The sequence below is a fragment of the Brevibacterium sp. LAARM2_SD2 genome (assembly GCF_057364785.1).
On record NZ_JBNFOM010000005.1, the window covers coordinates 84,097 to 103,054 of the forward strand.

17 protein-coding genes and 1 other RNA gene are annotated in these 18,958 nt (G+C 67.8%); 9 read left to right on the forward strand and 9 right to left on the reverse strand.

The window, feature by feature from the left end:
- Positions 1-8: 8 nt before the first annotated feature.
- On the reverse strand, positions 9-560 hold the full coding sequence (locus AC2W7K_RS04965; protein ID WP_211978919.1) for a hypothetical protein: 552 nt from the start codon (positions 558-560) through the stop codon (positions 9-11).
- 81 nt (positions 561-641) lie between these two features.
- On the reverse strand, positions 642-1,229 hold the full coding sequence (locus tag AC2W7K_RS04970; RefSeq protein ID WP_211978918.1) for an alternate-type signal peptide domain-containing protein: 588 nt from the start codon (positions 1,227-1,229) through the stop codon (positions 642-644).
- Positions 1,230-1,967: 738 nt separating this feature from the next.
- On the opposite strand from AC2W7K_RS04970, the gene AC2W7K_RS04975 reads away from it, so the two are divergent.
- Positions 1,968-3,620 carry a thiamine pyrophosphate-binding protein gene (locus AC2W7K_RS04975; protein ID WP_211978917.1) on the forward strand — a complete coding sequence of 551 codons (1,653 nt, stop codon included), beginning with the start codon at positions 1,968-1,970 and terminating at the stop codon, positions 3,618-3,620.
- Between the two features lie 121 nt (positions 3,621-3,741).
- On the opposite strand, the gene ssrA is transcribed toward AC2W7K_RS04975, so the two are convergent.
- The 6 genes from ssrA to prfB form a co-directional block, all read right to left on the reverse strand.
- Positions 3,742-4,119: a transfer-messenger RNA gene (gene ssrA / locus AC2W7K_RS04980) on the reverse strand.
- Between the two features lie 130 nt (positions 4,120-4,249).
- On the reverse strand, positions 4,250-4,720 hold the full coding sequence (gene smpB / locus AC2W7K_RS04985; protein ID WP_211978916.1) for an SsrA-binding protein SmpB: 471 nt from the start codon (positions 4,718-4,720) through the stop codon (positions 4,250-4,252).
- 163 nt (positions 4,721-4,883) lie between these two features.
- Positions 4,884-6,113, reverse strand: coding sequence for a M23 family metallopeptidase (locus tag AC2W7K_RS04990; protein ID WP_198499323.1), 1,230 nt, complete (start codon positions 6,111-6,113; stop codon positions 4,884-4,886).
- A 1-nt stretch (position 6,114) separates the two neighbouring features.
- A complete protein-coding gene (gene ftsX, locus AC2W7K_RS04995) occupies positions 6,115-7,029 on the reverse strand; it encodes a permease-like cell division protein FtsX (RefSeq protein ID WP_198499324.1) in 915 nt (304 codons plus the stop codon).
- Positions 7,026-7,715, reverse strand: a complete 690-nt coding sequence (ftsE, locus tag AC2W7K_RS05000; protein WP_137826750.1) for a cell division ATP-binding protein FtsE — start codon at positions 7,713-7,715, stop codon at positions 7,026-7,028. The genes ftsX and ftsE overlap by 4 nt, the downstream gene beginning before the upstream one ends.
- 189 nt (positions 7,716-7,904) lie before the next feature.
- Positions 7,905-9,023 carry a peptide chain release factor 2 gene (gene prfB / locus AC2W7K_RS05005; protein WP_137826753.1) on the reverse strand — a complete coding sequence of 373 codons (1,119 nt, stop codon included), beginning with the start codon at positions 9,021-9,023 and terminating at the stop codon, positions 7,905-7,907.
- 259 nt (positions 9,024-9,282) lie between these two features.
- On the opposite strand from prfB, the gene AC2W7K_RS05010 reads away from it, so the two are divergent.
- The 8 genes from AC2W7K_RS05010 (at position 9,283) to AC2W7K_RS05045 (ending at position 17,956) form a co-directional block, all read left to right on the forward strand.
- Positions 9,283-10,506: a TadA family conjugal transfer-associated ATPase gene (locus AC2W7K_RS05010; RefSeq protein ID WP_211978915.1), complete on the forward strand. Its 1,224-nt coding sequence runs from the start codon at positions 9,283-9,285 to the stop codon at positions 10,504-10,506.
- Positions 10,503-11,429, forward strand: coding sequence for a type II secretion system F family protein (locus AC2W7K_RS05015; protein WP_211978914.1), 927 nt, complete (start codon positions 10,503-10,505; stop codon positions 11,427-11,429). Before AC2W7K_RS05010 ends, AC2W7K_RS05015 begins: the two co-directional genes overlap by 4 nt.
- Positions 11,429-12,358 carry a type II secretion system F family protein gene (locus AC2W7K_RS05020; RefSeq protein ID WP_211978913.1) on the forward strand — a complete coding sequence of 310 codons (930 nt, stop codon included), beginning with the start codon at positions 11,429-11,431 and terminating at the stop codon, positions 12,356-12,358. The genes AC2W7K_RS05015 and AC2W7K_RS05020 overlap by 1 nt, the downstream gene beginning before the upstream one ends.
- A gap of 109 nt (positions 12,359-12,467) precedes the next feature.
- Positions 12,468-12,725: a hypothetical protein gene (locus AC2W7K_RS05025; RefSeq protein WP_211979258.1), complete on the forward strand. Its 258-nt coding sequence runs from the start codon at positions 12,468-12,470 to the stop codon at positions 12,723-12,725.
- Positions 12,722-13,246, forward strand: a complete 525-nt coding sequence (locus AC2W7K_RS05030; RefSeq protein WP_211978912.1) for a TadE/TadG family type IV pilus assembly protein — start codon at positions 12,722-12,724, stop codon at positions 13,244-13,246. The genes AC2W7K_RS05025 and AC2W7K_RS05030 overlap by 4 nt, the downstream gene beginning before the upstream one ends.
- Entirely contained in the window at positions 13,239-13,676 is a 438-nt protein-coding gene (locus AC2W7K_RS05035) for a hypothetical protein (RefSeq protein WP_486005801.1), read from the forward strand. Before AC2W7K_RS05030 ends, AC2W7K_RS05035 begins: the two co-directional genes overlap by 8 nt.
- An 87-nt stretch (positions 13,677-13,763) precedes the next feature.
- Positions 13,764-14,219: a pilus assembly protein TadG-related protein gene (locus AC2W7K_RS05040; protein ID WP_211978911.1), complete on the forward strand. Its 456-nt coding sequence runs from the start codon at positions 13,764-13,766 to the stop codon at positions 14,217-14,219.
- A 143-nt stretch (positions 14,220-14,362) separates the two neighbouring features.
- Positions 14,363-17,956, forward strand: a complete 3,594-nt coding sequence (locus tag AC2W7K_RS05045; protein WP_211978910.1) for an FtsK/SpoIIIE domain-containing protein — start codon at positions 14,363-14,365, stop codon at positions 17,954-17,956.
- Here the strand turns inward: AC2W7K_RS05045 and AC2W7K_RS05050 are convergent.
- Complete coding sequence (locus AC2W7K_RS05050) at positions 17,917-18,945, reverse strand: GNAT family N-acetyltransferase (RefSeq protein WP_211978909.1); 1,029 nt, start codon at positions 18,943-18,945, stop codon at positions 17,917-17,919. The two genes, AC2W7K_RS05045 and AC2W7K_RS05050, sit on opposite strands and share 40 nt — an antisense overlap.
- Positions 18,946-18,958: the final 13 nt, after the last annotated feature.

Below are 18,958 nucleotides of genomic sequence, written 5' to 3' on the forward strand. Positions count from 1 at the left end.
CTGCGATCTCAACGGTCCTCCTGAATGGCTTGCACAGCGATGTCGGGAACCGTGACGTCGCCGAAGGCCCCAGCCCAGTCTCCGGCGCCGACGGGTCCGGAGAACTCGAGTGTGCGCTCGACTGTCACGGTCTGCGCACCGGTGAGCACACCGCCCGGTGTGACCGTGTCCTCACTCGTCCACCCTGGTGAAGGGGTCTGCGGCAGCGGCGTCACCGTGATCGCATACCGCAGATTCGTCCCGGTCGCCGTGACGTCGAATCGGGATTCCACGGTCAGCCGGTCCCCCCGCATGAAGCGGAAGTCCCGGACCTGGGCAGCACTCGCCTCGGCGCAGTGCGCGAAGCCCTGCGGAGCGGTGCACGCGGTCAGTCCCTCGAAGCGGGTGTCGGTCGGGTACCTGCCGAGGATCCGATAGGAGACGTCGCTCGAGGCGATGCCGAGTTCGCCGGAGTTCACCGTGATCGGATCGTCGGCGAAGCGCAGCTCCTCATACCACCTGGCACTCGTGCCGAGCCCGCTCGAGAGCAGCACCAAGGCGGCCGCAAGGGCCACGATCACGCGCACTCTCATCCGACAGCTCTCATCCGGTCACCGACGACAACGTCGTCCTCCGGCCGCTGCGAGCCGGAGGACTGTCCGTCAGCGGTCGTTCTGCACCAGCTGCAGCTTGATGTCGCCGGTGTTGAAGGAGTAGTCCGTGTTCTGGTTCTCCTCGCCCCACCACTGTGCGGTGTCGGTGCCGGGGTTGTCCCGGTTGAGGGAGTTGTCCACGGAGTCCTTGAACTCCTTGAAGTAGATGGAGAAGCCGACGTCGAAGGTGTCGCCGTCGTTGGCGGCGGTGAGCACGATCGGGTCGCTGCTGCCGTTGACGGTCGCCTTGAGCACGGCGAAGTCGTCGTCGACGAGCTGCGCGAGGGCTCCGGTGGGCACTGCGGTGAGGGTGGCCCGCAGGTTCTTGCCCTTGATGTTCGTCACGACCTGCGAGCTGCCGGTGCACTCCATGGTGTCGCCGGGCACGACGAGGTCACCGGGGACGACGTTGTCGCCGCCGTTGGCCCACTGGCAGGAGAGGTTGTCGATGGAGAAGTTGAGCTCACCGGACTGGACGTTGGCCGCCTCGTTGCCCAGGGATGCTTCGTCGTACCAGCGTGCGAAGGTGAGGCCGCCTCCGATGAGGAGGACCGCGGCGGCTCCGCCGGCGAGGACGGCTTTCTTGTTGACATTCATCGATGTGTCGCTTTCCGGCAGAGGATATTGCCAATAAAGGGTGTTGGAATGAGAGGGTGGGTGCGGGCACTGCGTTCTCGATAACGCATACCTGTCACAATGAGATTAACATTCATTTCAGTTAGCGAGAAACTCTCGTTATCGTTTCGTAACAATCAATGACTGTTTCATTGCGTGAATCACACCTGCAATGGCAATGTTGTCAAACAATTCATTTGTCAGAACAGCTGAACGGATACCATGCCTGATCACAAGGCCACTGACCATCCGACACAGGCTCGTCGGCGCACCGTCCGCACGGCCTCGACACGCCTGAAGATCGCCGCGCGAATGACAGTCGAGGATATTTCGACAAGGCACCTGGAGGTGCGGCGGCGCACAGCCGATTCCCGCTGAGCGCACCGCCTTGTCGACGATCAAAGCGCCTTTCAGGTGGATTGATCAGGAGTTCTATACGGTAATTGAAATATCTATCACAGACTTTATCAGTGCGATTTCATGATGCCGTTCAACGAGAATTCACTTGTTAATTGCGCACCTGATCGGTGCACATTCATTCACCTCGGTTCGCCTCCCCGGACTTGGCGCAGACGACTGCTTCGCCCTATATTCGTACCTGTCAGGTTCCCGGCGCTGCGCCTCAATCAGCGTCCCGGGGGCCGGTGCTCGAAAAAGGAGCGCGAAGCCTCACGCGAGACATATATGGACCACTCTCCATATCTCTCGAAAGGCCCTCTCTTGGCGCACACCTCGGCGCACGTCGCGCACACGCTCTCCCGGCACATCGACGACGTCTTCGGACTCATGGGCAACGGCAACGCCCACTTCCTCGATGCCCTCCTCACCTCCACCTCGGCGACCTACACCGCGGTCCGGCACGAAGCCGGCGCCGTCGTCGCCGCCGATGCCCACTTCCGCACCTCGGGTCGCCTCGCTGCGGCGACGACGACGTACGGTGCCGGGTTCACCAACACGCTGACCGCGCTGGCCGAAGCCGCGCAGGCCCGCGTTCCGCTCGTCCTCGTCGTCGGCGACGAGCCGACCTCGGGTCCCCGCCCATGGGATGTCGATCAGATCGCGATGGCGTCAGCGGTCGGGGTGCGCACGTACACGGTCGGGCGGGTCGATGCCGCTGCCGCGACGGTGACGGCCATCGAGCATGCTCTGACCTACCGGGTGCCCGTCGTCCTCGCGATCCCCTATGACGTCGCGACGCTCGAGATCGGTGAGATCCCCGAGGTGCCGGGTCCGGGAAGGCCGAGTCCGCTCGCGCCCGGCGGTGAGTCCGCCGGTGCCGCCCTCGACCGTCTCGCAGCGGCCCTGGCCTCAGCGCAGCGCCCGCTCCTGCTCGCCGGTCGGGGCGCGTGGCTCTCCGGCGCCGGTGCCGCCCTCGGGGACCTCGCCGAGGCAGCCGGTGCGCTGACCGTGACGACGGCGCTGGGACGCAACATCTTTCCCGCCGCCGAGCACGACCTCGGCGTCGCCGGGGGCTTCGGGGCGCCTGCGGCGATGGCCCGCGTCCGCGAGGCCGACGTCGCCGTCGTCATCGGCGCCTCGCTCAATCAGTTCACGATGCGGTTCGGGGAGCTCTTCGGCCCGACCACCTCGGTGTGGCAGGTCGACGTCGACGACCGGGCGACGCACGCCCGCGTCGGCGGATTCATCCGCGGTGACGCGCGGCTGACGGCGGAGGCGCTGACGGAGCGGGTGCGGGGACTGACCGGCCCGACGGAAACGTGGCGGGGCCGGGTCGACACCGCCGCTGATCGGGTCTATGACCGGGGTGGGGAGTTCGGCTCCGACGGCCGCCTCGATCCTCGGGCCGCTGCCGCCCGCCTCGGCGAGCTCATGCCTGCCGATCGGGTCGTCGTCTCCGACGGCGGGCACTTCATCGCGTGGGCGAACATGTTCTGGGAGCCTTCGGCACCGGAGCGGATCGCCATGGTCGGCACGGCCTTCCAGTCGATCGGGCTCGGCTGGCACAGTGTTGCCGGCGCCGCCCGGGCGAACCCGGAGGCGACGATCGTGCTCACCACCGGCGACGGCGGTGGGGTGATGGCGCTGTCGGACCTCGACACGGCGATCCGCTCAGCCGGCGGCCGGGGCATGGCCGTCGTCTTCAACGACGCCGCCTACAGCGCCGAGGTGCACCTCTACGGGCGCAAGGGCCTCGCCACTCCCCCGATGCTCATCGACGAGATCGACTTCGCGGCGCTGGCGACCGCGGCCGGCGCCCAGGGTGTCGTCGTGCGCTCGCTCGCCGACCTCGACGTCGTCGCCGAGTGGGCGGCCGCACCGGTCGAGCAGCGACAGTTCCTCGTCCTCGACCTCCGCGTCTCGGGCACCGTCGTCGCGCCGTACCAGGAGGAGATCATCCGCGTGAACTCGTGACGGACCGGGGTCGGCCGACCTCCGTTGCCCGGCTCGGCGAACACATCCTGTCCGCGGCGCCTGATGGGACGACAACGGCCCCGGCAGCTCGGATTCAACCGAGCTGCCGGGGCCGTGACATGAGTGGAGATGGCGGGAATCGAACCCGCGTCCGTCGGCAGATTGTCAGGACTTCTCCGGGCGCAGTTCGTGAGGCAGTTTCTTAGGTTCTGGTCATCGCACGAACACGTAGACCAACGAACGGAGTTGGGTAAGAGTCCCTCAGATGCCCCCAACGTGCATCTGAAGCAGTGGCCTCTTAAGCGACGCCAGGATCTAGAGCAGAGGCAACTCTAGGCTGACGGATTCGCAGCTCGCGCTCTATCAGGCAGCGAGGGCGAAATCGGTGCGGTTTTCAGATTTAGCACCTATTGTTTTGCAGAGGACATTAACGAGATGACTCTGCATTCTCGGCCCGCTTCTCCCGACGCAGTGTCCAACGTCGAAACCGATCATCCCCATATTCTGTTGCCAATCCTGCTCACCGACATCACCTGGACGAACAGGCTCTGCCGCCGGGCAGGAACACCAGCATACTCTCTCAACACCGACCGGGCCAATTGCATTCCCGGGTGGGTCCGGTGAAGGACTCAGAGGTACTGCTTGGACTTCATCGCCCGCTCGGCCTCGCGCTTGTCCTGGGCTTCGCGCAGCGACTGCCGCTTGTCCCAGTCGCGCTTGCCGCGGGCCAGAGCGATCTTGACCTTGACCCGCGACCCTTCGAAGTAGAGTTCGAGCGGGATGAGGGTGCGCCCCGATTCCTTGACCTTCTGCGAGATCTTGAGGATCTCCTCGCGGTGGAGCAGCAGCTTGCGCCGACGCCTGGCGGCATGGTTCGTCCACGTGCCCTGGAGGTACTCGGGGATGTAGACGTTCTCCAGCCACGCTTCGTTCTGGAAGATGAGCGCGAACCCGTCCGTCAGCGACGCCCTGCCCTCACGCAGCGACTTCACCTCGGTGCCGGTGAGGACGAGGCCAGCCTCCCACGTGTCCTCGATGTGGTAGTCGTGGCGTGCCTTGCGGTTCCTCGCGATGACCTTCTTCCCGGTGTCCTTCGGCATGACCGGCCTCCTCTCTCCTCTTGTCCGATGCTCTCGTGCAATGCTCGTGTCCGACGTGCTCCACCGGCGGTCCGACGACCGCCGCCGACCTGCACACGCAGACCCACCAGTCTATCCCATCTGCAGTTCCGGCGCACTCGCCCTGACTGCCCGAAGGTGCGGATTACGAGATGAACGGCATCGCGTTGACGTAGCCGCCGTTCTCCATGATCTCGAAGTGGAGGTGGCAGCCGGTCGAGGCGCCGGTCGTGCCCGACTGGGAGATGACGTCGCCCTTCTTCACCTTCTGCCCGGCCTTCACGCTCAGGCTCGTGTTGTGGTTGTACGTCGAGGCGATCGACTTGCCGCCGATCTTGCCGTGGGAGATGACGACGCGGTTGCCGTAGCCGCCGGCCCAGCCGGCGCTGACGACGACTCCGTCACCGGCCGCCCGGATCGACGTTCCGCAGGGCACACCGAAGTCGGTGCCGGTGTGCAGCTTCCGGTTGCCCGTGATCGGGTGGATGCGGTAGCCGAACTGCGAGGTGATCGGGAAGCCCTCGGCGGGATTGGCGAGGACACCGTCGCCGTAGACGAAGTTGCCCTTCGCCTCCTGCTCCTTCTCCCACTCGCGGACCTCCTTCGCGAGCCGATCCTGCTCCGCCTTCTCATCGGCGAGCTGCTGCTCGGTCTTGTCCTTGTTGTCCGAGATCGTCTGCTCGGCGTCGTCCTTGGCGGAGATGAGGTTGTTGAGGTCGTCGGCCTTCTTCTTCGCGTCGGCCTGGGCGGCCTCCTTCGCGATGACCGCCTCGGCGGCCTCATCCTTGAGATCGGAGATCTCATCGGTGACCCCGGAGAGGCGCTCCTCGTTGTTCTCGTTGAGCGCACGCTGCTCCGAGAGGTCATCGATCGTGCGCTGCTGGGAGCGCACCGCGGAGTCGACGCGGCCGATGCCGCCGTCGGCGCTCGTGCCCTCGGCCATCTGCAGCAGCATCGCGAGGTCGGAGGTGATGCCGGAGTTCTGGTACGCCTGCCGGCCGATCCGCGCCGCGGCCGTGCGGTTCTGCTCGATCTCGTCCGTGCCCTGCTGGATCTCGTCCTTGAGGTCGGACTGCGCGTTCTCCGCCGAGGTCAGACGGGCGGCGAGGTCCTCATCCTTCTGCACCGCCTCGGCGAGGGCGTCGTCGGCTTTCTGGGACGCCTCCTCCGCGGCGGGCAGGGCCTCCTGGGCTTCGTCGCGTTCGGCGATGACCCGGGCGAGGTCCTCGTCGAGGCCCTCGAACTCCTGCTGGAGCTCCTTGACGCGTTCGTCGACCTTGTTCTTGTCGTCGCGCGGGTTGGCCGTCGCCGAGGTGACCGGCATGACGACGGCGAGCACAGCAGCCGTGACGAGAAGGGGAAGCCTGCGTTTCATCTCAGACCTTCGTGTACTTGTTGAGTGTGATGAGCGACGAGGCACCGGCCATGACGATGCCGATGACGAGGAGGATCGGGGCGACGATGAGGACGTCGACGCCGGAGATCAGACTGAAGCCGGTCGCCTGGTCCTGCAGCCAGCCGCTCACCCCGAAGTGGACGAGCAGGCCCAGGGAGCCGGCAGCGAGTCCCGCGCCGATCGCTGCGGCGATGACCCCTTCGAGGAGGAACGGGAGCTGGATGAAGGAGTTCGAGGCGCCGACGAGGCGCATGATCCCCGTCTCCCGGCGTCTGGCGAACGCGGAGAGGCGGATCGTCGTGGCGATGAGCAGCATCGCGCACAGCAGCATGATGCCGGCGATCGCGATCGCAACGACGGTGGCGACGTTGAGGACCCCGAAGAGGCGGTCGAGGAGCTGATTCTGGTCGACGACCTCTTCGACGCCCTGGGTCGAGGAGAAGTACTCGTTGATGATCTGGTACTGCTCGGCGTCCTTGAGCTTGACCCGGAAGGACTCGTTCATGTCCTCCTCGGGCACGGTGCCCTCGAGGCTCGTGCCGGCGAACTGGTCCTGGAAGCGCTGGTAGGCCTCGGCCTTGTCCTCGAAGTAGACGGTGTCGACGTACGGGGAGAGATCGGAGCTGGCGAGCGCGTCCTCGATGTTCTTCTTCTGCGTGTCGGTGACCTCGCCGTCGACGCAGTTCGTCGCCTCGGAGTCCGGCGGGCAGAGGAAGATCGAGACCTGGACGCGGTCGTACCAGTAGTCCTTCATCTGCCCGACCTGCATCTGCAGGAGGATCGCGGCGCCGACGAAGAGGAGGGAGACGAAGGTGACGAGGACGACGGAGAGGACCATCGAGAAGTTCTTCTTCAGGCCCGATCCGACCTCGGAGAGGATGAAGCCGGCCCTCATGAGGCGACTCCGTACGTGCCGTGCTCGACGTCGCGGACGATGCGGCCCTCTTTGAGTTCGATGACCCGCTTGGCCATCCGGTTGACGATCTCCCCGTCGTGGGTGGCCATGAGCACGGTCGTGCCGTTGCGGTTGATCTTCTCGAGCACCGACATGATGTCAGCGCTGGTCACGGGGTCGAGGTTGCCCGTCGGCTCGTCGGCGAGGAGGATCCCGGGCTTGTTGACGACGGCGCGGGCGATCGCGACGCGCTGCTGCTCACCGCCGGAGAGCTCGTACGGGTAGCGCTTCTCCTTGCCGGCCAGGCCCACGGTCTCGAGGACGTCGGGCACGAGCGTCGACATCGACGCCCGTGACTTGCCGATGACCTGGAGGGCGAAGGCGACGTTGGCGAAGACCGTCTTGTTCGGCAGCAGCCGGAAGTCCTGGAACACCGTGCCGATGCCGCGGCGCAGGTAGGGGACCCGCCAGGAGGGCATCTTCACCACGGACTTCCCCGCCACGGAGATCCGCCCCTTCGTCGGCACCTCTTCGCGGAGGATGAGGCGGATGACCGTCGACTTGCCCGATCCCGAGGCTCCGACGAGGAACACGAATTCCCCGCGGTCAGCCTCGAACGAGATGGAGTCGAGGGCCGCCCGGGTGCGGGTGTCGTAGGACTTCGAAACGGAGTCGAATGTGATCAAGAGGGTCTTCAATCGTGTCGCGGATGGCTCGGCCGCTTCCACTGTACGTAACAGTTCCGTGATGTGCGCGGAGGCGGCGGGGCGTGTGTTGCGCATCTGATGAAGTTCACAGTCCCACCACGATGCGTTCACCCGCGCCGAGGCGGTGGTGCCGTGGGGTCGGTGCGCCGAGGGGGTGGGTCGGAGAGGTCACTCCTCCTCGGCGTTCTCCTGCTGCTTGCGCCAGCGGATGCCCGCTTCGATGAGTCCGTCGAGGTCGCCGTCGAACACGGCTTGGGGATTGTTGACCTCGTACCCGGTGCGCAGATCCTTGACCATCTGGTAGGGGTGCGTGACGTACGAGCGCATCTGATCGCCCCAGCTCGCCTTGATGTCGCCGGCGAGCTCCTTCTTCTGCGCGGCCTCCTCCTGGCGCTTGCGCTCGAGGAGCCGCGACTGGAGGACGCGCATCGCGGCCTCCTTGTTCTGGATCTGCGACTTCTCGTTCTGCATGCTCACGACGACGCCGGTCGGAAGGTGCGTGATGCGCACAGCGGAGTCGGTCGTGTTGACGGACTGGCCGCCGGGCCCCGAGGACCGGTAGACGTCGATGCGCAGGTCGTTCTCGTCGACCTCGATGTGGTCGGTCGACTCGATGAGCGGGACGACCTCGACGGCGGCGAAGGAAGTCTGGCGGCGGCCCTGGTTGTCGAAGGGGCTGATGCGCACGAGGCGATGCGTGCCGGCCTCGACCGACAGCGTGCCGTAGGCGTAGGGGGCGTTGACCTGGATCGTCGCGGACTTGATGCCGGCGCCTTCGGCGTAGGAGGTGTCGAGTTCCTGAACGTTGTAGCCGCGGCCCTCGGCCCAGCGGATGTACATGCGGATGAGCATCTGCGCCCAGTCCGTCGCGTCGTCGCCGCCGGCACCGGAGCGGACGGTGACGACCGCCGAGCGCTCATCGTATTCGCCGGAGAGCAGGGTCGAGATCTCGAGCTCGCCGAGCTGATCCTTGAGCTTGGCGATGTCGCGTTCGGCTTCGACGAGCGAATCCGAGTCGCCTTCGGCCTCGGACATCTCGATGAGGAGTTCGGCGTCGTCGATGCGCTCCCCGAACTTCTCGAGCTTCTCGAGCGTGCCCTGCTTGTGCGAAAGCTTCGCCGAGGTCTTCTGCGCCGAATCGGGGTCGTCCCAGAACGTCGGGGCCGATGCTTCCTCGGTGAGCTCGGCGACCTCGTCACGCAGAGTCGGCAGGTCGGAGACGTCGAGGATCGCCTGATAGGTGCTGCGGAGGTTGGCGATTTCGGAAGCGTGATCAGTCGTGGCCATAATGCCTCGATTCTAGTCCATGGGGCACAGCCCCTCGGAACCGCCGAGCGGACGGACGCGGACGGCGGACGGATCAGGCCGGATAAAACCTCACCGAATCGCCTCCTTAACTACATCTATGACATTTATCCGATGTCACCAGAAGTTATCCACAGATTGTGAGAAAGTCTGGATAAATGGGAATTTCGCGGATACATTGACAACCTATTGCCCGCCGCTCACACCGACGGACTCGCCGATCGCCACCGAGGGATTCACCGTGGAAGCCACCGAGGTCATCACGAGCGAGGTCCACAAGAGGATCCGAGACCTCGACGTGGATCCCCGCACCGATGTCCAGCGCTCCCGCGAAGTCATCCGCTCGGTGATCTCCGAATACGACGAGCGCAGTCTCACCGCGGACCTTCCGCCGCTGACGGACAAAGAGGCGACGTTCCGATTCATCGACAATCAGCTCTCCGGCTACGGCGCCCTTCAGGACTACTTCGAGGACCCCCGCGTCGAGGAGATCTGGATCAACTCGCCGAGCGAGGTGTTCATCGCCGTCGACGGTGTCCACCAGCTCACGACGACGAAGCTGACCAGCGGCGAACTCGACGACCTCATCGAGCGGATGCTGCGCACCTCGGGTCGCCGGGTCGACCTCTCACAGCCCTTCGTCGACGCCATGCTTCCCGACGGCTCCCGGCTCCACGTCGTCCTCCCCGACATCACGCGCTCCTCCCCGGCAGTGAACATCCGCAAGTTCATCCAGCGGCCCCGCAACCTCGCCGCCCTCGTCGCCCAGGGCTCGCTCACTCCCCCGGCGGCCCGCTTCCTCGACGCCGCCGTGAGCTGCGGTGCGAACATCCTCGTCTCCGGCGCCACCCAGGCGGGAAAGACGACGATGCTCAACGCTCTGGCCGGGTCGATCCCCGCCCGCGAACGCATCGTCAGCTGCGAGGAGGTCTTCGAACTCAACCTCCCCAGCCGCGACTGGGTTCCGATGCAGTGCCGCCAGCCCTCGCTCGAAGGCACCGGCGCTGTGACCCTCCGCGCACTCGTCAAAGAGGCCCTGCGGATGCGTCCGACGAGGATCATCGTCGGGGAGGTCCGGGAAGCCGAGAGCCTCGACCTCCTCGTCGCCCTGAATTCGGGGCTGCCCGGCATGGGCACGATCCATGCGAACTCCGCGCGTGCGGCGATCACGAAGATCTCGACCCTTCCGCTGCTCGCCGGGGCGAACATCTCGTCGTCGTTCGTCGTCCCGACGGTGGCGGTGAGCATCGACGTCGTCGTCCACCTGCGACGCGACAACAGCGGGGTCCGCCACGTCAATGAGATCTGCGCGGTGCCCGGCGGAGTCGAAGGCGACGTCATCGAACTCGACACCCTCTTCCATTCCCCGCACGGGACGCTGGTGCGCGGACAGGGGTTCGGCCACCTCGGCGAGCGCTTCTCCGCGATCGGCAAGGACCTCCACCAGATCTTGGAAGCGGCATGAGCTACTCGCAGCTGAGCCTGCTCGTGGGAGCCTGCCTCGGCGCGGGACTGCTGCTCATCTGGATGTCCCTGTGGGAGCAGACGGCGAGGCGCCGGCAGCAGCGGCGGTGGATCCGCGAACTCGACGACATGCTCACGGGTGCGGGATTCCCGCGCCTGCGCCCCCTCCACCTGCTCCTGCTGACGATCGCCGTCTTCCTCACCGTCACCGTCGTCGCCACCGTGCTCACCCGCTCGTGGGCGATCGCCCTGTGCTTCGGTCTCTTCGCCTCGTGGCTGCCCTACCGGTACCTCCAGCACCGTGCGCGCTCGAAGCAGGTGCTGCGTCGCGAACTCTGGCCCGAGACCCTCGACCATCTCAATTCCGGTGTGCGGGCGGGACTCTCACTGCCCGAAGCGCTGAGCTCGCTCGCCCACCGCGGACCCGAGCCGCTGCGGCCGCTCTTCGAGGTCTTCGCCGAGGAGTATCGCGCAAGCGGCTCCTTCGCGATCGCCCTCGAACGCTTCCGCCAGGTCAGCGCCGATCCTGTCGCCGACCGCATCGTCGCGGCCCTGAGCGTGACCCGGCAGGTCGGCGGCAGCGACCTGGGCACGATGCTGCGGGCTCTGGCCCAGTTCGTCCGCGACGACGCCCGCACCCGCAACGAACTCTCCGCCCGCCAGCAGTGGACCGTCAACGGTGCCCGCTTGGCCGTCGCCGCCCCCTGGGTCGTCCTCGCGTTCCTCTCGACCCGCCCCGAGACCGCTGCGGCCTACAACTCACAGGCCGGGCTCATCCTCCTGGCCGCGGGCTTCGTCGTCTCCCTCCTCGCCTACCAGGCGATGAAGCGGATCGGCCGACTTCCGCAGGAACCGCGCGTCATCGAGGGCTCCTCCCTGGCCCGGTCCCCGTTCCACCGCAGCGCCGAGGCGGGTGAGGCCTGATGACCGACCCGCTCACTCTCCTGCTCCTCGGCGCATTCAACGGCGTCGCCCTCACCGTCTTCGTCCTCGCCCTGCCTCCGCTGCGGCGCCCGACCCTGTCGTCGCGCATCGCACCGTACCTGCGCGATCAGGAGGCGCTCGTCGACGTCTACGCCCCGCCGACACCCCGGAAGGAGGGCCTCCTCGGGGCACTCCGGCAGGCTGCCCTGACGGCGACGACATGGGTGACCTCGCGCATCACCACCGATGCGACCCTCAGCCTGCGCATCGGCCGCCTCGGCGGGAGAGCGACGATCGAGCGGTTCCGGACGAATCAGATCCTCAGCATCCTCGTCGGCATGATCGCCGGCGGCGGCCTCGCCGGTCTCATCAGCGCGCAGCGCGGGTTCTCCCCCATCGTCGTCATCGTCCTCGTCGTCAGCGGCGGGGTCGCCGGCCACATCGTCAACGACTGGCGTCTCAGCCAGGCGATCGCCCGCCACGAATCCCGCATCCTCGCCGAGTTCCCCACCGTCGCAGAACTCCTCGCCCTCTCGATCACCGCAGGTGAGGGGATCGTCGAAGCACTCGAACGGGTGTGCCGGACCTGTTCGGGCGACCTCGTCGACGAACTGCGCACCGCGCTGTCGGCGACCCGGACCGGCACTCCCCTCGTCGAGGCCCTCGACCAGATGGCCACGCGCATCGCGATCCCGGAGATCGTCCAGTTCGTCGACGGACTCGCCGTTTCGATGACCCGCGGCACCCCACTCGCCGAGGTGCTGCGCTCCCAGGCCGCCGACGTCCGCGAGCAGTCGCGGCGGCGCCTCCTCGAGCTCTCCGGACGCAAGGAGATCGGCATGCTCGTGCCCGTTGTCGTCTTCGTCCTGCCCGTCACCGTGATCTTCGCCGTCTTCCCCTCCCTCGCCGTCCTCGACCTCAGCCCCTGACCGAGACGCCCAGCCGCTTTCCGCTCCCCTGTCCTCATCCGCCCCGACGCCATTGCTCCCCCACCCGACCTCCCCAGCCATCGACCGTCGCAACGAAGAAGGAGACATGATGTTCCACCGGTTCATGACACACCTCACCCTGCTCACCCTCGGGTGGATCGGCGACGACACCTCCCCACCGGCTGCCCGGCACGGCGCCGGTGACGACGGGCACCGCGGCGACCGTCCCGATCGCGGCGATGTGCCCGGCTGGGTGCTCATCACACTGATGACCGCGGGACTCGTCGTCGCCCTCTGGGCGCTCGCCGGCGAAGCCTTCACCTCGATGTTCGAGGACGCGATGAACAAGGTCCGAGGTGCCGGGTGAGCCGAGCACAGCGCGGCGATGCCCCTGCTGCTGCCTCCCCGCCGACAGGAGGCGCGGCCGGTGGCGGCGCGGCCGGCAGCGGTGCGGTCGACGGTGACACGGCCGATGCGGGCGCGCGCTCTGAGAACGGTGCGGTCGGCGGCACGGACACCGGTTCCGCGATCGCCGAGTTCGCCCTCGTCGCGTCTCTGCTCGCCCTCGTTCTCGCCGGCGCCCTGCAGATCGGTCTGGTCATCCACGTCCGCAACACCGTCATCGACTCGGCCATCGCCGGTGCCCGGCAGGCGGGACTCGCCGATCAGACGGCCGGCGACGGCAGGCGGCTGACCGCGCAGCTCATCACGGCCTCACTCGGCGAACGGTACGCCGAGGCGATCTCCGTCGACACCGAGAGCAACGGGAACGTCGAGATCGTCGAAGTCCGGGTCCGCACTCCGCTGCCCGTGCTCGGACTCTGGGGACCCGCCGAGGTGTGGGACCTGCGGGGACGCTCGATCGTCGAGGACATCGACCGTGACTGAACCCGCTGTCCTCCCCTCCGTCGGGCCTGCCGACCCATCCGTCGGCCCTGCCCACCCATCCGTCGCCCAGGACACCGAGGCGGAGGTCCGGTTCGCTCTCCCCGATGCCGGGACTGCGGTCATCGAGTTCATCTTCGCCGCGGTCATCCTCCTCATCCCCGTCGTCTACCTCATGCTCGCGCTCTCCCAGCTGCAGGCGGCCGGCTACGCGACGACCTCGGCGGCGGTGTCGGCCTCCCGGATCGCCGCCCGCGACGCTAACCCCTCGCAGCAGCGCGCCGAGGATGTCGCCGCCATGCATTTCACCGACTTCGGGCTCCGGGATGTTCCCATCACCATCACCTACTCATGTTCAGGACCCTGTGGACGCGCTGGCTCTCTCGTCACCGCTGACGTCGAAACGCGGATTCCGCTGCCGGGGATCCCCTGATCTTCGGTTCGGAGAACTCCCCGCACATCACCATGCGGGCCTCGCATTCCGATGTCGTCGCGACCACCGGGAACGGATGAGTCGACGATGTCCCTGACGACGAGGTCCACCGCTCCCGGTCACCGCCCGGCCGACGAGGGGTCGATCACTCCCCTGGCGATCGGCTTCGTCATCATCGCGCTCCTCCTCGCGTTCCTCATCGCCGCCCTCACGGACCTGCACATGGCCCGTCGCGAACTCCAGGCGATGGCCGATTCGGCAGCCCTCGCGGCCTCCGACTCGTTCGAACCCGCCCCGGACGGAGAACCCGGACTCGTGTTCTCGCCGCCGGCGGCGCAGCGGGCGGCGGCGCGCTACGTCTCGGCCGTCCCCTCGCCCGAGGGCCTCGACAACGTCGGCATCCGCGCCGACGTCGACGGCGAGGCCTCGGTCGTCATCCGTCTGCGCGCCGACTACACCCCGGCGCTGCTCTCCCCCTTCGTTCCCGGACTCATCGAACTCAGTGCCACCGCCTTGGCGCGAGGGTCACTGCGGATCTCATGACAACCGTGCCTGCGGACTCGTGTGCCGGAACCTGTGGACAGCGGATGGACTCGCGTGCTGTGAGCCTGTGAACGCTCAGCGCTCGTCCACAGGGGGCGGATGACGGCTTGCCGACCGGCACCGGTTCACCAGACTCTGATGCGATGAAGGTCAGCGGAGTCGTCCAGCGGGTCGAAGTCAGCGGTGCCGTGCGCACGGACGTCCTCGACGCCGACGGCGAGCAGCCCGTCCTCGATGTGCTCCGCTCGGTCATCGATGAGCCTGTCACCGTCGACGATCTCCTCGCCTCCAACCCGGGCTCCGCTCCACCGCCCGATGATCCATCGGCCTGGGTTGAGTCGATAACGTGGGGCCAATGGCGCGGACTCCACCCGGTCACCCTCCTCGGCGCCGGTGCCTTCGATCGCGGCTGCGGCAGCACGACGGTGTCGGTGCTCGCCGGCCCCGATTCGGGATTCACCCTCGCCATCGACCCACGCCAGACCCTCATCGCTCGTGTACCGTCTTCCGACGGCCTCCTCATCGCCGACCCCTGCCTCTCGCGCGCTCCGGTCAGACTCCGCCTCGCTCCTGCGGGACTGCGCACGCAGAGCCTCGTCGGATCCACCGTGTTCCTCCCCGAGCTCGACCGCGATCAGCTGCCTGAGGCACCGACCGGTGGGACACTGAACACCGCCGGCAGCGAGACGATCCATGTCGCGCCGCACGCGGTCGACGAACCGCGCGCGGCCCGTCCGCCGCAGTGGTGGGCGTTCCTCATTCCCATCGGCATCGGCATCGCCCTCGCGCTGCTCACCGGCATGTGGTGGTTTCTCCTCTTCAGCCTCTCGGCGCCCCTGTCGGGCTACATCGCCCACCTCGTCGAGAAGCGCCGTTATGCCCGGGACGTGGAGACGCACCGGATCGAGCGCGCACACGCGATCGACGACGCCTCGACGAGAGCCCTCCGGCTCATCGCGCAGCGACAGCGCACGGCACGCGCCTCCCCGGGCCTGTGTCTGGGGTTCGGCGCGATCCTCAGTCGCATCTCACTGGCACCCGAGATCGACGACCGCGTCGATCGCTGCGACGACCATGCCGTCGTCAGCGACGTCCCCATCTGCATCGACCCGCGATCGACCGCGGTGGTCGTCACCGGTGAACGCGCTCACCTGCTGCCGATGATGCTCGCCTGGCTGGCCGACCGCCGGTGGGCGTGGGCACCGTCGGCCGAAGTGCGCGAGCTGCCGGACCTCGTCGGCGCGCTCGATCGGGACGAGCCCGCCACCGCGGCGACCCACCCCTCGGAGCGCATCAGCGTCGACCTGCGGACCGAGGGCACTGTGACCACCCTCCGCCTCGGGGCACCCAAGCCGAAGAGCACTGTCTCCCTCGTCCTCGGCGATCTCGCGCAAGCGCGGACGACGACGTCGACGGCGCTCGAGGGCCCGGTGCCCGGCCGAGCGTTCACGGCGACCCTGATGCCACCGGCCCGGTTTCTCACGCTCGTGCGCACCGGGATGCCGGCGACCGGTGCCGACTCGTTCCCCTGCCACGGCCTCGGCGAGCACTGCGATGATGACCCCGAACGCACCGCGAACCGCTGGCGGCAGCCGCATTCGGGGGCCGTCCCCGTCGGCCGCGGACCTCTCGGGGCGGTCGGCATCGATCTCTTCGGCGACGGCCCGCACGCTCTCGTGGCCGGCACCACCGGCAGCGGCAAGTCGATGCTCCTCCAGTCGTGGCTGCTGTCCCTGGCCCTGCATCACCCACCCGAGCGGTTGACCTTCGTCCTCATCGACTTCAAGGGCGGAGCGACGTTCGCACCCCTGTCACGGCTGCCGCACACCGACTGCGTCCTCGACGACTTCGACTCGGCTGCGGCCTTCCGGGCGCTCGTCGCCGTCCGTGCGGAGATCACGCGGCGCGAACGGCTGCTCGCCGACCGCGGGTGCGCCGACATCCTCGACCTCGATGTCCCTCCCCCACGGCTCGTCGTCGTCATCGACGAGTTCCACGCCCTCATGACCGCGCATCCCCGGGCCGCGGACCTGCTCGAGCATCTTGCCGCCCTCGGCCGGTCTCTGGGCGTCCATCTCATCCTCGCGACCCAACGGCCGCTGGGCATCGTCACCGGGCACATGAAGGCGAACATCAGCATTCGGATCTGCCTGCGCGTGCGCGACGACGCCGACTCCTCCGATGTCATCAGCGTCGCCGATGCCGCGCGTCTTCCGCCGGACCGGCCCGGGGCCGCTCTCCTCGATGCGGGGTCCGCGCTCGTTCGCTTCCGCGTCGCCGTTCCCCTCACCGACGAGCCGCCTGAACCGACCGCTCAGCGTCCCCGACTGCGACCGTGGCAACCCGGTCGTGCCGTGCAGACGAGCTCCGCCCTCACCGGAATCCGCATCGACAATCTCCTCACCGCGGCGCACGCGCACACCGTCGATGCGCCGCGGTCCGTCGTGCCCCCGCCGCTGCCGACGGTTGATGACGTCCCGGGTACTGCGGCGAGCGCGTCGTCGCAGCAGCCTGTCACCGGGATCATCGACCTCCCCGCCGCACAGCGGCAGATCGACTGGTCCTATGATCCGGCGCAGGACGGGTCGACCATCGTCGTCACCGACGACGATCCCACCGCCGTGCTCGTGACGCTGGCGGCGTCGGCAGCCGTCACCCACCGCATCGTCGCGCTCGGTCGGATCGCCGAGGTCATCGACCAGGCGGCGATCTCCTGCGGGATGCATGCCGGGTGGCGCCTGCATGCGATCCTCGACCATCTGGGTCGCCCACCGAGTTCGGGTTCCGCCGGCAGTGCGCGGGCGCGACCGTCGACGCTCGTCGTGTGCGGGAACTGGGGTGAGCTCGTCGATTCCCTCGACCATCACACGGCGGCGGCGTTGGAGGGCCTCCTCTCCCATTCCCGCGATCTCGGACTCACGCTCCTCCTTGCCGGGTGCCGGTCGGGGCTGCGCATCTCCTCCCAGTTCCGCTCTCACCTCATCTTCCCGCCGAGCGCCGGCGGGGACGGTCTCAGCGTCGGTCTCTCCCGCCACCGGTTCCTCGGAACGTGGCCGCGTCTGCGTGCCGTGCTCGTCGGCCCGCGCACCGCTGAGTGCGGCGGCGACGGCGCCGACGTCCAGCTCTTTCCCCCTCGTGGTGGTGCAGGCTCGTCGGCCTTCTCACCGGGGTGGCGGGGACTCGACGAACCGGGTGACGTGAGGGAAGCGTCGCCGAGACGGAGGGAGGACGGAACGATTCCGCTCGGCATCGACGCCTTCGGGGAACCCGTGTCCTGGGACCCGGCACGTGACGGTTCCGTGCTCACTGTGCGCGGGTCGGCGCAGAGCGGGAAATCGTCTCTGGCCCGGGCGTTCAGCAGGTGCGAGCAGGCGGACCTGACGATCCACGACGACGCGCATCGCGAGGAGCCTGCGACGCTCGACGTCACGGCCGGTGGGCTCCACGTGGTGACGATGCCGCTGCGTTTCACTCCTGGCTACGGCTCGCCGCTGGCGAGCGCCCAGACGCTCGGACCCACGCTCATCCTCGGCAGTCACACTGCTCAGGACCTCGCGACTCTCGGGTTCACCCGCCTGCCGCCACTCGACGGCACCGCCGGGACGGGCTGGTTCGTCACCGACTCCCGAGCACGAGCGATCAGGGTCGTCGGGTCACCGACGCGGGGCGAATCAACCGACTCCGGGGTCGACTCGACTCACTGCGTGTCCGCGGGAGGTCCCGAAAGTGTCTCGTAGCGGTAGAGTTCGCTCGCCTGGCCCGCGGCGAGGAGCCGGTCGGCGAGCGCTGAGACCACGGGCATGCCGCTGGTGACCTCGATGACGACATCGGCGTCGACTGACAGCCTGGCCAGCAGCAGCTCGGCATCGGCGATGGCCGCCTCGAACTGCTCAGGGGAGGCGTCGGCGACGTCCTCACGGGTCTCGAACATCGAGCCGAGGATGAGTTCGGTCGCCGGCTCGTCCTCCGCAGTCCCGTGCAGGTTCGCCGCGGCATCCTGGGCCCCGCCGACCGCAGCCGGGTCGGCCTCCCTGGCGTAGGAGACAGCGAAGGCGCTCAGCCCGCTGCCCGACCCTGCGTCACCGGAACCAGTCGCCGCGGAGTCGCTCATGAGCATCGCCGCACCATGGGCACCGGCCGCCTCGGAGAGGAACGCACTGCTCACCTGCCCGATCGTCAGCGGCGCGACCGCATCGTCGCGGTTGACCGCGGTGTACCACTCGAGGAACGCCTTCGTCAGCTTGACCGACCCGGTCGAGACGATCTCGAGGTCCTCGGCGCGACCGCCGCCGCTGGGCGGCAGGGCCCCGGCGGAAACCTTGATGACCCGCGTCGTCGTCAGCGGGGTGAAGCCGAGCGCCTCGGCGAACTTCTCCCCCACGCTGCCGGCCTCGACCCGAGCCCGCAGGTCAAGGCCCTCCAGCGGGGTTCCTGCGGTCTCCGCCGACACCGCCTCGAAGAGCTCACGACCGAGACCGTGGCCGCGCTCCTCGGCGGCGACCTCGACGTTGACCCACGCCCGGTACGGGTGGAGCGGGGACTCCGCGATCGCCGCCGCGCCGACGGGAACCTCGGGGACCACCTCGGCGATGACCGACCGCAGCAGCGGGGACTCCGCGGCCGGACGGAACAGGGACCGGGCCATGTGACCGGCCGGAGTCGCCGCGTCGGAGAACACCTCGTTCAGTCGCAGATCGTCGCCGTCGGCAAGTGGTCTGATCGGCATGGTGAGCGCTCCT